The 13231-nt window shown below is 71.7% G+C and carries 16 protein-coding genes, 1 tRNA gene and 1 riboswitch; of the genes, 9 read left to right on the top strand and 8 right to left on the bottom strand.

Annotated elements, in window-relative coordinates; translation table 11 throughout:
- Positions 1–55 precede the first annotated feature (55 nt).
- The 3 genes from BIV04_RS12775 to BIV04_RS12765 are packed head-to-tail and all read right to left on the bottom strand — an operon-like array spanning position 56 to position 1423.
- The gene (locus BIV04_RS12775) at positions 56–451 is read right to left on the bottom strand and encodes a type II toxin-antitoxin system death-on-curing family toxin (RefSeq protein ID WP_071256675.1); all 396 of its coding nucleotides are present in this window, start codon (positions 449–451) and stop codon (positions 56–58) included.
- On the bottom strand, positions 448–645 hold the full coding sequence (locus BIV04_RS12770) for a ribbon-helix-helix protein, CopG family (RefSeq protein ID WP_071256674.1): 198 nt from the start codon (positions 643–645) through the stop codon (positions 448–450). The genes BIV04_RS12775 and BIV04_RS12770 overlap by 4 nt, the downstream gene beginning before the upstream one ends.
- A 46-nt stretch (positions 646–691) precedes the next feature.
- Positions 692–1423, bottom strand: a complete 732-nt coding sequence (locus tag BIV04_RS12765; protein ID WP_071256858.1) for an alpha/beta fold hydrolase — start codon at positions 1421–1423, stop codon at positions 692–694.
- Positions 1424–1507: 84 nt separating this feature from the next.
- On the opposite strand from BIV04_RS12765, the gene BIV04_RS12760 reads away from it, so the two are divergent.
- The 5 genes from BIV04_RS12760 to BIV04_RS12740 all read left to right on the top strand — a co-directional run bounded on the left by BIV04_RS12760 (position 1508) and on the right by BIV04_RS12740 (position 5667).
- Positions 1508–1948, top strand: a complete 441-nt coding sequence (locus BIV04_RS12760; protein ID WP_071256673.1) for a hypothetical protein — start codon at positions 1508–1510, stop codon at positions 1946–1948.
- Between the two features lie 30 nt (positions 1949–1978).
- A riboswitch (TPP riboswitch) is annotated at positions 1979–2087 on the top strand.
- Entirely contained in the window at positions 2083–2745 is a 663-nt protein-coding gene (locus tag BIV04_RS12755; RefSeq protein WP_071256672.1) for an ECF transporter S component, read from the top strand. (Overlaps the previous riboswitch by 5 nt.)
- Before the next feature lie 24 nt (positions 2746–2769).
- Complete coding sequence (locus BIV04_RS12750) at positions 2770–4281, top strand: ABC transporter ATP-binding protein (protein WP_177174824.1); 1512 nt, start codon at positions 2770–2772, stop codon at positions 4279–4281.
- On the top strand, positions 4278–5072 hold the full coding sequence (locus BIV04_RS12745; protein ID WP_071256668.1) for an energy-coupling factor transporter transmembrane protein EcfT: 795 nt from the start codon (positions 4278–4280) through the stop codon (positions 5070–5072). The genes BIV04_RS12750 and BIV04_RS12745 overlap by 4 nt, the downstream gene beginning before the upstream one ends.
- Complete coding sequence (locus BIV04_RS12740; RefSeq protein ID WP_255364286.1) at positions 5065–5667, top strand: hypothetical protein; 603 nt, start codon at positions 5065–5067, stop codon at positions 5665–5667. Before BIV04_RS12745 ends, BIV04_RS12740 begins: the two co-directional genes overlap by 8 nt.
- On the opposite strand, the gene BIV04_RS12735 is transcribed toward BIV04_RS12740, so the two are convergent.
- The 5 genes from BIV04_RS12735 to BIV04_RS12715 form a co-directional block, all read right to left on the bottom strand.
- Positions 5622–5939 carry a metallopeptidase family protein gene (locus BIV04_RS12735; protein ID WP_071256854.1) on the bottom strand — a complete coding sequence of 106 codons (318 nt, stop codon included), beginning with the start codon at positions 5937–5939 and terminating at the stop codon, positions 5622–5624. The genes BIV04_RS12740 and BIV04_RS12735 overlap by 46 nt on opposite strands.
- Before the next feature lie 368 nt (positions 5940–6307).
- A tRNA-His gene (locus BIV04_RS12730) sits at positions 6308–6380 on the bottom strand.
- 40 nt (positions 6381–6420) lie between these two features.
- Positions 6421–7041 (bottom strand): oligoribonuclease, encoded by a 621-nt coding sequence (orn, locus tag BIV04_RS12725; protein WP_043596986.1) that lies wholly within the window; start codon positions 7039–7041, stop codon positions 6421–6423.
- Positions 7042–7119: 78 nt separating this feature from the next.
- The gene (locus tag BIV04_RS12720) at positions 7120–8379 is read right to left on the bottom strand and encodes an MFS transporter (protein WP_071256666.1); all 1260 of its coding nucleotides are present in this window, start codon (positions 8377–8379) and stop codon (positions 7120–7122) included.
- On the bottom strand, positions 8376–8837 hold the full coding sequence (locus tag BIV04_RS12715) for a MarR family winged helix-turn-helix transcriptional regulator (RefSeq protein WP_071256664.1): 462 nt from the start codon (positions 8835–8837) through the stop codon (positions 8376–8378). Before BIV04_RS12715 ends, BIV04_RS12720 begins: the two co-directional genes overlap by 4 nt.
- 95 nt (positions 8838–8932) lie before the next feature.
- On the opposite strand from BIV04_RS12715, the gene BIV04_RS12710 reads away from it, so the two are divergent.
- From BIV04_RS12710 to BIV04_RS12695, 4 genes are all read left to right on the top strand, one after another.
- Positions 8933–9217 carry a hypothetical protein gene (locus BIV04_RS12710; RefSeq protein ID WP_043597121.1) on the top strand — a complete coding sequence of 95 codons (285 nt, stop codon included), beginning with the start codon at positions 8933–8935 and terminating at the stop codon, positions 9215–9217.
- Between the two features lie 84 nt (positions 9218–9301).
- The gene (locus tag BIV04_RS12705; RefSeq protein WP_071256662.1) at positions 9302–9562 is read left to right on the top strand and encodes a thioredoxin family protein; all 261 of its coding nucleotides are present in this window, start codon (positions 9302–9304) and stop codon (positions 9560–9562) included.
- Between the two features lie 97 nt (positions 9563–9659).
- A complete protein-coding gene (locus BIV04_RS12700) occupies positions 9660–10958 on the top strand; it encodes a bifunctional glycosyltransferase family 2/GtrA family protein (RefSeq protein ID WP_071256852.1) in 1299 nt (432 codons plus the stop codon).
- On the top strand, positions 10955–13096 hold the full coding sequence (locus BIV04_RS12695; RefSeq protein ID WP_071256661.1) for a glycosyltransferase family 39 protein: 2142 nt from the start codon (positions 10955–10957) through the stop codon (positions 13094–13096). The genes BIV04_RS12700 and BIV04_RS12695 overlap by 4 nt, the downstream gene beginning before the upstream one ends.
- Positions 13097–13231: the final 135 nt, after the last annotated feature.

Here is a 13231-nt window from a genome sequence, read left to right as displayed (position 1 = left end):
AGAGTCGGGTCGCCGCGCGTCGGTCGAGTCGATGGTGCTCGGTGATGCGGCCGGTCTACAGCTTTCGACCGGAGCGTCGTGCAGCACTGTGTGCCGCGATGCAGTGGGCGATCGTCTCGACGTCGTCGAGACGCCCGTCCGCGATCTCGACGATGAAGTCGTAGGCGGCGTCTTCGGTCATCGTCAGACGACGTCCGTTGACACCGAGGAACGTGATGAGACCGGCGAGTCCCAATCTCTTGTTGCCGTCGACCAGGGCGTGGTTCGTCACGAGCGAGTGCACCAAGGCCGCCGCTTTGAGGTCGAGGGTCGGGTACGCATCCGCCCCCATCACCGAGGTGCGCGGCCTCACGATCGCCGACTCGAGCAGCCCGGCGTCGCGGACGAGCACGTCGGCGTCGATCGCCCGTCGAGCGACCCGCAACATCTCGTCGAGGGTGAGGTGGATCATTCGCCGAGTCGACGCAGGGCTTCGGCGTAACGCGGGAGCTCGGTGTCGAGGACGTCATCGATGAGATCGGCGCGGCTGTGGTTCTCGACGTATTCGCGAACGGCCTGTCGTGCGACGTCTTGCATCGATCTCGATTCACGCGCCGCACGTCGGCGGAGCGCGTCTGTTTCGTCGTCGTCGAGGCGAAGCGTCATGGGCATGACCTGATGGTATCAAGGGTGATACCAGGCGGGAACCGGGTCAGAGCAGCTCGGCCAGCAGGGCGAAGGTCCGGTCGGGTGCCTCGAGCTGCATGTCGTGGTGCACGCCCGGCAGACGGCGGATCTGCCAGCCGGCCTGCTGGTAGCCCGACACGAGCCGTTCGGGCAGGACGGCGGGGGAGTCGTCGGACAGCACGATGACCGAGGGCACCGCGGGCGCCGTCGTCGCGACCGGGTGGAAGGCCACGTCGCGGAACACGCCCGTCGCCATGCCCGAGTCGAATCGGGCACGGGCCTGATCCGAGGAGGCGCGGGTCGCGTCGTCGTACCCGGCGCGCAGTCGCGCACCCTTCCGCGCCTGGGCGAGTGCCGCGACGCCCATCGTCACGGTGGGCACGGCCCAGAACAACCGTCCGGCGAGGCCCGTCGTCGGCAGGGCCAGGGAGAACCCCGGGTCGAGGTAGACGGCCGTCCGAGGCTGCAGCCGTTCGACGGCGCGGACGAGCACCGAGCCGCCCAGCGAGTGCCCGACGACACCGTCGAGGCCCCGGGGCAGGGCCGAGGCGACGTCGTCCGCGAACTCCTCGAGCCGGTACGACGACGCCCGGTCGCTCTCGCCGTGACCCCGCAGGTCGAGGGTGGTGACCGTGTACGAACCGGTCGCGACGAACCGGTCGACGATCGGCTTCCAGGTCGCGCCGTCGGCGCCGAGCCCGTGGACGAGGGCGACGTGGCGGTCGCCGTCGCCGGTGGTCGTGACGTTCAGGTGCATGACGACCATCCTGCCTGTCACCATGGGGCGTACGCCGGCCCGACCGAGCCGACGCACGCACGCACGCACGAGAAGGGCACGATCATGGCCGACGCCGGGTTCAGCAAAGAAGAGAAGGCCGCCGTGAAGCAGCGCGCCGCCGAGCTGCGGGCCGAGGCGAAGCGCCAGAAACTCGCCGACAAGTCGGCCGCCGAGGCGCAGGATGCCGCGGACGCCATCGCGGCCATGACCGACGTCGAGCGGCCGATCGCACAGATGGTGCACGAGGTCGTCGCCGAGCACGCCCCGAACCTCGCCCCCAAGACCTGGTACGGCTTCCCCGCCTACGCGAAGGAGGACGGCAAGGCCGTCGTCTTCTTCCAGCCGGGCGCGAAGTTCGGCACGCGCTATTCGACGCTCGGCTTCCAGGACGGCGCCCAGCTCGACGACGGCACCCTCTGGCCCACCTCGTACGCGGTGACCGCCGACGACGACGCGACCCGCGCCTCCGTCGCCGCCCTCGTCCGGAAGGCCGCCGGGCTCTGACACCGGCCGGGGTCGGCGCTATGATCGACCCCACAACACACGGGAGTCCGGTGAGCCGGGCTGAGAGGAAGCGAACCACGCTTCGACCGTCGAACCTGATCTGGGTCATGCCAGCGCAGGGAGGAGAAGAACCGATGTCCACGTCCACGCCCGAAAACCGTTCCACGGCGGCTCGCGACAGCTCGACCGGCTTCACGCCGAAGGCCCGCACCACCCCCACCCGGCGCTGGCGAGTCGTCGACATCGTGGTCGCCAGCGTCATCGGCGTCGCCGCCGGCGTCGTCTTCTGGGCCTGGGGCCTGGCCTACACGCCCATCGACAGCGTCCTGAGCTTCTCGGGCGGCTTCGAGGGCATCCTCAACGGCGGCTGGCTCTTCGCCGGCGTGCTCGGCGGCATCGTGATCCGCAAGCCCGGCGCCGCCGTCTACACCGAGGTCGTCGCGGCGGTCGTCTCGATGCTGATCGGCACCCAGTGGGGCTTCTCGGTGCTCATCTGGGGCATCGTCCAGGGCCTGGGCGCCGAGATCGTGCTCGCGATCTTCCTCTACAAGTCGTGGCGGATCGGCACGGTGCTGCTCGCCGGTGCCGTCGCCGGCCTCGCCGTCGGCCTGATGGACACGAGCTTCGCCTCGGCAGCCGCCTACGCCGCCGGGTCGAAGACGATCTACGTCGTGACCTCGGTCGTCTCGGGCACGGTCCTCGCCGGCCTGCTCTCGTGGCTCGCCGCCCGCGGCCTCGCCCGGACGGGCGCGCTGTCGCGGTTCGCCTCGGGACGCTCGGCGGACGCCCGGGTCTAGGCGCGCCTCGTCGTGGTCCTTCCCGTGAGCGGAGCGAGCGCCGGACGGCGGACACCGGAGGACGGTGCCCGCGTCACCGCCCGTGGCTGGGGGTGGCGGCACGCCGGTCGACGACTGCCCGCCGTCTCGCAGCTCGACCTCGACGTCGCCCCCGGTGAGCGCGTCCTGCTGCTCGGTGCGTCCGGCGCGGGCAAGTCGACGTTGCTCGCCGGTCTCGCCGGGGTGCTGGGCGGCGACGACGAGGGCGACGAGGCGGGCGACCTGCTGGTGGACGGCCGGCCCCCTGCCGAGCAGCGCGGCCGGGTCGGCCTCGTCCTGCAGGACCCGGACTCGCAGGTCGTCCTCGCGCGGGTGGGCGACGACGTCGCGTTCGGCTGCGAGAACCTGGGCGTGCCCCGCGACGAGATCTGGCGCCGCGTCGGCCACGCCCTCGACGCCGTCGGGCTCGACCTGCCGCTGTCCGCGTCGACCTCCGAGCTGAGCGGCGGCCAGAAGCAGCGGCTCGCGCTCGCCGGGGTGCTCGCCATGCAGCCGGGCCTGCTGCTCCTCGACGAGCCGACGGCCAACCTCGACCCCGAGGGCGTCGTCGAGGTGCGCGACGCCGTGGCCCGTGTCGTCGCCGACACCCGGGCGACGCTCGTCGTCGTCGAGCACCGGGTGTCGGTCTGGCTGCCCGTCGTCGACCGCGTCGTCGTGCTCGACGCCGGTGGGGGAGTCCTGGCCGACGGTCGACCCGACGACGTGCTGCGCGCCGAACGCGACCGCCTCGTCGACGCGGGGGTGTGGGTTCCCGGCGCCGCGCCTCCTGCGCCCGTCCGGTCGCGCACGACCGGTGACCTGCTGCTCACGGCGAGGGGACTCGACGTGGGGCACAAGGGGCCCAAGGGCCGCGCGGTCGCCGTCGGCATCGACCTCTCCGTCACCGAGGGGCGTGCGCTCGCGGTGACCGGCACGAACGGCTCGGGCAAGTCGACGCTCGCCCTCACCGTCGCGGGGCTGCTCGTGCCCGTCGCGGGCCACCTCGAGGCCACGCCGTCGTTCGCCGACGGTGCCGGCCCGTCTCCGATCCGCTGGAAGCCCCGGCAGTTGCTCACCCGCGTCGGCACGGTCTTCCAGGACCCGGAACACCAGTTCCTGACGGCGACCGTCCGCCGCGAGCTGGCGGTGGGTCCGGAGGCGCTGGGCGCGTCCCCGAGAGAGGTCGCGTCGCGCGTCGACCACCTCCTCGACCGGCTGCGGCTCGACCACCTCGCCGGCGCGAACCCGTTCACGCTCTCGGGCGGCGAGAAACGCCGCCTCTCGGTCGCGACCGTGCTCGCCTCACGCCCGTCGCTGCTCGTGCTCGACGAACCGACCTTCGGGCAGGACGCCCGCACCTGGCGAGAGCTCGTGGCCCTGCTCGCGGAGCTGCTCGACGAGGGCCGGGCGGTCGTCGCCGTGACCCACGACGCCGAGTTCGCGTCGACCCTCGCCGACGACGTGCTCGACCTGAGCGCACACGCTCGCCGCACCGACCCCGTCGTGGTGCGCCGATGAGCGTCCTCACCCCGGTTGTGGCGACCGGCGTGGTCGGGCGCGTGAACCCGGTCGCCAAGCTCCTCGCCGCCGTCGTGCTCGCGATCGCCCTGCTGCTCTCGATCGACTGGGTCTCGGCCGGCACCGCGCTGCTGCTCGAGGCCCTGCTGCTGCCTTTCGCCGGGTTGTCCGCCCGGCAGCTGCTCGCCCGCACGGCACCGCTCTGGATCGCCGCCCCGACGTCGGTCGTCGCCATCTCCCTCTACGGCCGCGACGGCGGGGCGTCGGTGGTCGAGTGGGGGTTTCTGTCGGTGACCGAGGGGTCGCTGGCCCTCGCCGGGGCGATCGGCCTGCGCATCCTCGCCGTCGGGGTGCCCGGCATCGTGCTGTTCGCGACGACCGACCCGACCGACCTCGCCGACGGTCTCGGTCAGGTGCTGCGACTGCCGGCACGCTTCGTGTTGGGGGGCCTCGCCGGGTTGCGTCTGGTCGGGCTGTTCATGGACGACTGGCGGCAGCTCGCCCTGGCCCGTCGCGCCCGGGGCGTCGCGGACTCGGGCGGGCCGATCGGGGCGCTGAAGCGGTTCGGACAGCAAGCGTTCTCGCTGCTCGTGCTGTCGGTCCGACGCGGCAGCAAGCTCGCCACCGCCATGGAGGCCAAGGGCTTCGGCGGCGACACACCGCGTACCTGGGCGCGTCCGTCGTCTTTCGGGCTGCGGGACGGCGTGCTCGTCGCCCTCGGCGTCGTCATCGCCGCCACGTCGGTGACCGCGGCCGTCCTGGCCGGCACGTGGGAGTTCGTCCTTGCCTGAGCGGGTCGCCGTCGACGACGCCGTCGGGGCCCTGCTGCGCCGAGCCGAGGAGGCGCGGGTCGGGTCGCGTCGCGTGGTCATGGTCATCGACGGCCGCTCGGGCTCGGGCAAGACCACGCTCGGCCGTGCGGTGGCCGCCGCGTGGCCCGCCGACCGGCTCGGACCCGTGCGCCTGGTGCACCTCGACGACGTCTACCCGGGGTGGCACGGCCTCGAGGCGGCGTCCCGCGTGGTCGAGACGTCGATCTTGTCGCCGGTCGCCCCGGGATGGCGGCGGTGGGACTGGGAGCACGCCCGCGCGGCGGCGTGGGAGGTGCTCGACCCGGCCGTCTCGCTGATCGTCGAAGGGGCCGGGGCGTTGACCCGCGCCTCCTCGTCGCTCGCCGACGTCCGGGTGTGGCTGGAGCTCGACGCCGTGGCCCGGCGTGCCCGCGCCTTGGCCCGCGACGGTGCGACGTACGAACCGTGGTGGGACGTGTGGGCCGAACAGGAGGACGCCCATCTGGCGGCGGAGGACCCGGCCTCGGTGGCGGACGTGGTGGTGGAGGGTCAGGCCCAGCCGAGTTCGTGCAGTTGGTCGTCGTCGATGCCGTAGAAGTGGGCGATCTCGTGGACGAGCGTGACGTGGATCTCGTCGGCGAGCTGCTCGAGGTCGTCGACGGCCGCGAGGTGCGGTTCACGGTAGAGGATGATGCGGTCGGGTAGCTCGCCGAAGCCGTACTGGCCGCGTTCGGTGAGGGCGACGCCGTCGTAGAGTCCGAGCAGGTCGAGCGTGCCGTCTTCGGGGCGGTCTTCCGTGACGAAGACGATGTTGTCGAGCCCGTCGACCATGTCGTCGGGCAGCAGATCGAGTTGGTCGACGACCATCGCGTCGAACGCCTCCGCGCTCACCTCCGACGGATCGATGCCCGCTGCCTGCCGTTCGTCGTCCACGTCTCCACCCTCCCACGCCGACGCCCCGGCCCCCTGAGTCGACGAGCGAAGCGACGCCTCACCCCGCAATGTCGCGACCGTGACGAGCGAAGCAATGTCGTGACCGTGACGAGCGAAGCGACGTCTCGACCGTGACGAGCGCAGCGACGTCTCGACGTTGACGAGCGCAGCGACGTCTTGACGGTGACGAGCGCAGCGACGTCTTGACCCTCGACGTCGTGGATGCGCTTGCGCATCCACGACCAGAAGGCGCCAGAGCCCGAAAAATCCCCTGCCCATCGGAGGGCAGGGGATTCCATTCGGGTGAGTAACGGGGCTTGAACCCGCGGCCTCCTAGACCACAACCAGGCGCTCTACCAGCTGAGCTATACCCACCATGCGCGACTGCCGAGGCGATCGCAACGAGAAGACTCTACTACAGCCTGGGGGCCCATTCGTCCACGACGGCCTTCGAGATCGCCTGGACGTCGTCGGTGGTGGGGCCGGGGTCGGCGACGAAGCCGGCGCGACGGTAGTACTCGAGTTCGCGAATGGATTCGAGGATGTCGGCGAGGGCGCGGTGGCCGCCGTGTTTCTGGGGGGCGTTGAAGTACACGCGGGGGAACCAGCGGCGGGCCAACTCTTTGATGGACGAGACGTCGACGCTGCGGTAGTGCAGGTGGCCGTCGACGCGGGGCATGTACTTCGCGAGGAAGGCCCGGTCGGTGCCGATGGTGTTGCCGGCGAGGGGGGCGTGCTGCTCGGTGGGGACGTACTTGAGGATGTACTCCAGCACCTCGAACTCGGCCTCGGCGAGGCTGACGCCGTTCGGGATCTCGTCGATGAGGCCCGACGAGCGGTGCATCTCGGTGACGAACTCGCCCATGTTGTCGAGGGCGGACTGGTCGGGTTTGATGACGATCGTGAAGCCCGGGTGCACGGGCGTCAGGTCGAAGTCCGTGACGACCACGGCCACCTCGACCAGTTCGTCGACCGAGAGGTCGAGCCCGGTCATCTCGCAGTCGATCCAGACCAGTCGGTCGTTGCTCGTAGCCATTCCGCGAGTCTAGTCCGGTGCCCTTCCGGCACCGCGCCTCCTGCCCCGGGCCCGTGCAGGAGGCGCGGTTCGGGTCGGTCAGATCGCCTCGCCGGCTCCGATGGCCTCCGCTTCGACCCGAGCAGGCTCGGGGCCGTCGTCGACCCGGCGCAGGGCCCCGCGCGCGGCCACCACCACCACGAAGGCGACGGCGACGCTCGAGGCCGCGAACACGTAGGCGGCGCTCGGGGCGATGGTGTCGGCGAGCAGGGTCGCGACGGGCGGGGCGACGGCGCCGCCGAGGAAGCGCACGCCCGAATACGCGCTGGACGCGACCGACCGGGGCAGGTCGGTGGCCTCCATGACGGACTCGGTCAGCACCGTGTTGAGCACGCCGAGCACGAGGCCGCCGACGACGACGCAGACCACGAGGGCGGCCGGCGTCGCGACGACGATCGCGGCGGCGACGAGGTCGAGCGCGAGCAGTGGAAGGGCGATGCGCAGGACGGTCGTCCGGCGCAGGCGTGCGGTCAGCAGCGGGGCGACCCAGACCGAGGTGATGGCGAGGCCGACGCCCCAGCCGAAGAACGTGAACCCGATGCCGAGTGCTCCGAAGCCGAGCGGGTACGGCGTGTAGGCGAGCAGGACGAAGAAGCCGATGTTGTAGAAGAGCGCGGTCGCGGCGAGGGCGCCGAGCGCCGGGTTGCCCAAGGCGCGGAACGGTGCCGAGAGCGCCGTCGGCGTGGGTTTCTCCGTCGCGCCGCCCTTGAGGAACAGCACGATCGCGATGAAGGCGATCGCCATCAGCGTGGTGACGCCGAAGAACGGGCCGCGCCAGCTGACCGAGCCGAGCAGGCCGCCGATCAGCGGACCGATGGCGATGCCGAGGCCGAGCGCCGCCTCGTAGAGGATGATCGCCGATGCCGTGCCGCCGGACGCCGCGCCCACGATGGTCGCGAGGGCGGTCGAGATGAACAGAGCGTTGCCGAGCCCCCACCCGGCGCGGAATCCGATGATCGACCAGACGTCGCCGCTGGTGGCGGCGAGCAGGGCGAAGACGACGATCAGTCCGAGCCCGATCAACAGGGTGCGCTTGGCGCCGAGTCGGCTCGACACCCAGCTGGTGAAGAACATCGCGACGCCCGTGACGGCGAGGTAGCTGGTGAAGAGCAGCTCGGTCTGCGTGGGGCTGGCCTTCAGGGACTCCGCGATGGCGGGGAGGATCGGGTCGACGAGGCCGATGCCCATGAAGGCGACGACGCAGGCGAAGGCGATGGCCCACACGGCCGTCGGCTGCTTCAGGATGCTCGGCTTCGGGGCGTGAGCACTGCCGGCCGAGGCGGGGGCAGGCGCGCTCACGCGAACACCGCCTCGGTGTCGGTGCGTTCGTCGGCACGGGTGCCGACCCGCGAGGCCAGCAGGCGGGTCGCGTGCTCGAGCACGGCCCATTCGTCGTCGTCGAGGTCGGCGAACAGGCCGCCGAGCGAGTCGGCGAGTTGCCCCCGCCATTCGGTGAGGGCCGCCGTGCCCTTGTCGGTGATGGCAATCAACCAGGCCCGGGAGTCGTCGGTGTCGGCGATGCGCCTGACCAGCTCGTCGTCGGCGAGCCCCCGCACGAGCTTGGTCATGGTCGGCTGCGAGACGCGGCTGGCCCGGGCCAGGTCGCCGACGCGCAGCTCGCCGTCCGTCGTCAGGATCGAGAGCGTCCGCCAGACGGCGGGCGAGGTGGTGCGGCCGGTCTCCTGCGCGGCGATGCGCGTCAGGCGATGGGTCGACGTCAGGAGGGATTCCAGGATGTCTGTCGGCTGGGAGGTCATCGGCCAAGTGTATAGCCAAGCTATATAGCTTGGCTATCCTTGTCGGGTGAGCGAAGCTGGGCGCCGACTCCGCGCCTCCTGGTAGACCTGTGGGCATGACAGACAGCAAGCCCACCGTGGCCGAGGGTTCCGAGTACGTCGTCTTCTTCGACGGCGGTCCGAGCGACGGCTCCACCGACACCCGCATCAGCACCGACGGTTCGTACGACGAGCAGATCACCGACTTCGTGTTGATCGACGGCATGGAGACCGGCATCGTCTACACCGCCACCGAGGCGAAGATGGTCGGCGAGCAGCTGCAGGTGCACTACTCGCTCGACGCGAAGGACAGCGACCCCGTCGACGACCCGGAAGACCGCAACGACGACCGCGACAACTGACGTCGGCGGCTCCGGCCGCGACGACGCACGAGACCGCAGGAGGCGCGGGGGAAGTTTCCCCCGCGCCTCCTCGTTGTCCTCGGCATGATGCTGGAGCTGTACACGTCCGCCTTCTGCGGTCCCTGCCACGCGGCCAGGGCGGTCGTGGCCGAGGCGAGCGGGCTCGTGCCCTCCCTCGTCGTCGACGAGGCCGACGTCGCCGCCCGGCCGGAGGCTGCCGAGAGGCGCGACGTCCGCAGCACGCCGACCATCGTGATCATGCGGGACGACGGCGAGGTCGTCTTCCGCTCGCCGGGAGTGCCGACGCTGGACCACCTGCTCGGGGCCCTCTCCCTCGCGATCTGATCACCGCGCACCCGTCATGGAAGGCTCATAGGGTCTCTGCGGCGTCGCCATCGACCGGTGCAAGGCCGCTGATGGGGTGGCGATCGATCGTGGTCCCATGCCCGATACCGACATCCTGCGTCTCGACATCGTGGTGCCCGTCTTCGACGAGGCCACCACCCTCGAGGCCAGCATCACGAGCCTCCATCACCATCTGACCCGCCACGTCACCGAGACCTGGCGCATCACCGTGGCCGACAACGCCAGCACCGACGGCACGCCGGCCCTCGCCGACGACCTCGCCCGACGCCTGCGGGGCGTGACCGTCGTCCACCTCGCCGAGAACGGCCGAGGTCGTGCCCTCAAGCAGGTCTGGGCGGCCTCGCCCGCCGACGTGCTGGTGTACCTCGACGAGGACCTCTCCACCGACCTCTCGGCGCTCGGTCCACTCGTGGCGCCGTTGCTCTCCGGCCACTCCGACCTCGCGATCGGCACCCGGCTGAGCCGGTCGTCGCGGGTCGTGCGGGGCGGCAAGCGGGAGTTCGTCTCGCGCAGCTACAACTTCTTGCTGCGTCGGACGATGGGGGTGGGGTTCAGCGACGCCCAGTGCGGCTTCAAGGCGATCCGGCGCGAGGCTGCCGAGCGACTGTTGCCCCTCGTCGAGGACACCGGGTGGTTCTTCGACACCGAGCTGCTGATCCTCGCCGAACGCTCGGGCCTGCGCATCCACGAGGTCCCGGTCGACTGGGTCGACGACCCCGACAGCTCGGTCGACATCGTCTCCACGGCCGCCGCCGACCTCAGGGGGATGCTGCGGGTGGGCACGGGCATCGCCCGGGGCGCGATCCCGGTCCAGGCGGTGTACGACGCGATCGGGAGGCGTCCGTTCGAGCCGCCCGCGCCTCCCACGTTCTTCTCGCAGGTCGTGCGGTTCGGTGTCGTCGGGGTCGCCTCGACCGCCGCGTACGCGCTGCTCTACCTCGTCGCGCAGCAGGTGATGCCGGCCCAAGCGGCGAACTTTGTGTCGTTGCTCGTGACGGCCGTGTTCAACACGGCCGCCAACCGGCGGTTCACGTTCGGGGTGAGGGGAGCGTCTGGCGTGGCGCGACACCAGCTGCAAGGGCTGATGGTCTTCGTGCTCGCCTGGGTGCTGACCTCGGGGTCGCTCGTCGTGCTGCACGCCGCGGCACCCGCGGCAGGAGCCCAGGCCGAGCTGCTCGTGTTGACGGCCGCGAACCTCGTCGCCACCGTGCTGCGCTTCGTGCTGTTGCGCGTCTGGGTGTTCCGGTCGCAGGCGACGCACGTCACGCCGGGACCGGCCGACGAGCGGGTCGGTGCCACCGACCCCGTGTCCGACCTCACCACCCGCGTCGACGCCGTGGCCGGCGACGACGACGTCACGGCGGTCCGTCGATGAGCGCCGGGACGACGCCGGTGCCGCTGACCGATCGACGCTCGCCGTCCGGGTCGGCCGGCCAGCGCCTCCGTTCGCTCGCTCACCGTCTGGTGCGCGGGCGCGAGGACGCGGCACGGTGGGAGCGACCGGCGTTCCTCGCGCTGCTGGTCGCCACGGGGGCGTTCTACCTGGTGAACCTGTCGGCGAACGGCTGGGCGAACTCGTTCTACTCGGCCGCGGTGCAGGCCGGTTCGCAGAACTGGGAGGCGTTCCTCTACGGCTCGTCCGACGCCGCGAACTCGATCACGGTCGACAAGCCGCCCGCGAGCCTGTGGGTCATGGCCCTGTCGGTCCGGGTGTTCGGGCTGTCGTCGTTCAGCATCCTGCTGCCCGAGGCCCTGATGGGCGTCGCGACCGTCGGACTCGTCTGGGCCACGGTGCGGCGCCACTTCTCGGCCGTCGCCGCGTTCGTCGCCGGCGGAGCCCTGGCGCTGACCCCCGTCGCCGTGTTGATGTTCCGCTTCAACAACCCCGACGCACTGCTCGTGCTGCTGCTGACCCTCGCCACGTACCTGACCCTGCGCGGCGTCGAGACGGGCCGCGTCCGCTGGGTCGTCTGGGCCGGCGTGGCGATCGGCTTCGGCTTCCTGACCAAGCAACTCCAGGCGTTCGTCATCCTGCCCGTGCTGGCCGGGGTGTACCTCGTCGCGGCGCCCGTCCTGCTGCGCAAGCGGGTGCTGCACCTGCTGGCCGCGCTCGGTGCGGTCGTGGTGTCGGCCGGCTGGTGGGTCGCCCTCGTCGAGCTGGTGCCCGCGAGCATGCGGCCGTACGTCGGTGGCTCGCAGACGAACTCGTTCCTCGAGTTGACCTTCGGCTACAACGGCCTCGGACGGCTCACGGGCGACGAGACGGGCAGCGTGACGGGCGGGGGCGGCGGCACCGGCGCGGCCACCACGGGCATGTGGGGTGAGACCGGCATCACCCGGCTCTTCACGGGCGAGTTCGGTGGCCAGATCACCTGGCTGCTGCCGGCCGCACTGGTCCTGGGAGTCTCGGCCCTCGTGCTGTTCGGCTGGCGGCACCGCACCTCGGCCCGTCGAGCCACACTGCTGCTGTTCGGCGGCTGGACGGTGCTCACGGCGCTGGTCTTCAGTTTCATGTCGGGGATCTTCCACGCGTACTACACAGTGGCCCTCGCGCCGGCGATCGCGGTGACCCTCGGGGTCGCGGCCGACGTGCTGTGGCGGCGACGGGCCCGGCTGTGGGTGCGGATCGTGCTGGCGGCGTCGGCTCTGCTCACGGGCGTCTGGGCCTGGGTGCTGCTCGGACGGGCGGAGGCCTGGCACCCCTGGCTCCGGTACGTCGTCGTCGCGCTCGCCGTGGTGGGCGCCGTGCTCGTGCTGCTGCCGCGACGGGGTCGGGCGCTCACGGCGGCGACGCTCGCCGTGCTGGTCGCGGGCGGTTTGCTGGCTCCGGCGGCCTACTCGGTCGAGACCGTGTCGACCGCCCACACCGGCTCGATCGTCACGGCCGGGCCGACCGTCTCGGGCGGCACGGGCGGGTTCGGCGGTGGTGGCGCCGGCGGGTTCGGCGGTGGCGGTGGCCGTGGCGGTGGGGCGGCTGGTGGCGGGCCCGGTGGTACGGCTGGCGGCACGCCCCCGCAGCTGCCAGGCGGCACCGGCGGGGGAGCGGGCACCGCGTTCGGTCCCGGCGCCGGCACCGGCGCCGGCGCGGGAACCGCAGGAGGCGCGGGTACGGCCACGCGCGGATTCCCCGGTGGCGGGGGCGGAGCCGGCTCGTTGCTCGGCTCGGGCTCGGTCAGTGACGAGCTCGCCGCCGTGGTCGGCGCGGACGCGGACCGGTACACCTGGGTCGCCGCAGCCGTCGGGTCGAACACCGCGGCGGGCTACCAGCTCGCGACCGGCGACCCGGTCATGGCGGTCGGCGGGTTCAACGGCAGCGACCCGTCACCGACCCTGGAGCAGTTCGAGCAGTACGTCACCGACGGGCAGATCCACTGGTTCGTCGGAGGGACCGTCGGGCAGTCGAACGGCGGCAGCTCGTCCTCGAGCGAGATCGCGGCGTGGGTCGAGGCGAACTTCAGCCCGACCGAGGTCGACGGGGTCACGCTGTACGACCTGACCAGCCCGCTGGGCTGACCGGCCGGACGACGCGACCGGTCCGCCCGGCCGCCCCGCGCCTCGGGACGCGCGAGTCACTGCATTTCGTGCACCGCACCGCGACTCCTCGGGGTGTGGTGCACGAAACGCGGTGCGGAGCCTGGCTGGACCGCT

The sequence above is a fragment of the Frigoribacterium sp. MCBA15_019 genome (genome assembly GCF_001864945.1).
Taxonomy (GTDB): domain Bacteria; phylum Actinomycetota; class Actinomycetes; order Actinomycetales; family Microbacteriaceae; genus Frigoribacterium.
This window is presented reverse-complemented; position numbering and strand designations above follow the sequence as displayed.

Excerpts from the sequence above, each read along its gene's own strand:
- BIV04_RS12775 (WP_071256675.1), bottom strand. The coding sequence starts at position 451 with ATGATCCACCTCACCCTCGACGAGATGTTGCGGGTCGCTCGACGGGCG.
- BIV04_RS12770 (WP_071256674.1), bottom strand. The coding sequence starts at position 645 with ATGACGCTTCGCCTCGACGACGACGAAACAGACGCGCTCCGCCGACGT.
- BIV04_RS12765 (WP_071256858.1), bottom strand. The coding sequence starts at position 1,423 with ATGCACCTGAACGTCACGACCACCGGCGACGGCGACCGCCACGTCGCC.
- BIV04_RS12760 (WP_071256673.1), top strand. The coding sequence starts at position 1,508 with ATGGCCGACGCCGGGTTCAGCAAAGAAGAGAAGGCCGCCGTGAAGCAG.
- BIV04_RS12755 (WP_071256672.1), top strand. The coding sequence starts at position 2,083 with ATGTCCACGTCCACGCCCGAAAACCGTTCCACGGCGGCTCGCGACAGC.
- BIV04_RS12745 (WP_071256668.1), top strand. The coding sequence starts at position 4,278 with ATGAGCGTCCTCACCCCGGTTGTGGCGACCGGCGTGGTCGGGCGCGTG.
- BIV04_RS12735 (WP_071256854.1), bottom strand. The coding sequence starts at position 5,939 with ATGGTCGTCGACCAACTCGATCTGCTGCCCGACGACATGGTCGACGGG.
- orn (WP_043596986.1), bottom strand. The coding sequence starts at position 7,041 with ATGGCTACGAGCAACGACCGACTGGTCTGGATCGACTGCGAGATGACC.
- BIV04_RS12715 (WP_071256664.1), bottom strand. The coding sequence starts at position 8,837 with ATGACCTCCCAGCCGACAGACATCCTGGAATCCCTCCTGACGTCGACC.
- BIV04_RS12710 (WP_043597121.1), top strand. The coding sequence starts at position 8,933 with ATGACAGACAGCAAGCCCACCGTGGCCGAGGGTTCCGAGTACGTCGTC.
- BIV04_RS12705 (WP_071256662.1), top strand. The coding sequence starts at position 9,302 with ATGATGCTGGAGCTGTACACGTCCGCCTTCTGCGGTCCCTGCCACGCG.
- BIV04_RS12700 (WP_071256852.1), top strand. The coding sequence starts at position 9,660 with ATGCCCGATACCGACATCCTGCGTCTCGACATCGTGGTGCCCGTCTTC.
- BIV04_RS12695 (WP_071256661.1), top strand. The coding sequence starts at position 10,955 with ATGAGCGCCGGGACGACGCCGGTGCCGCTGACCGATCGACGCTCGCCG.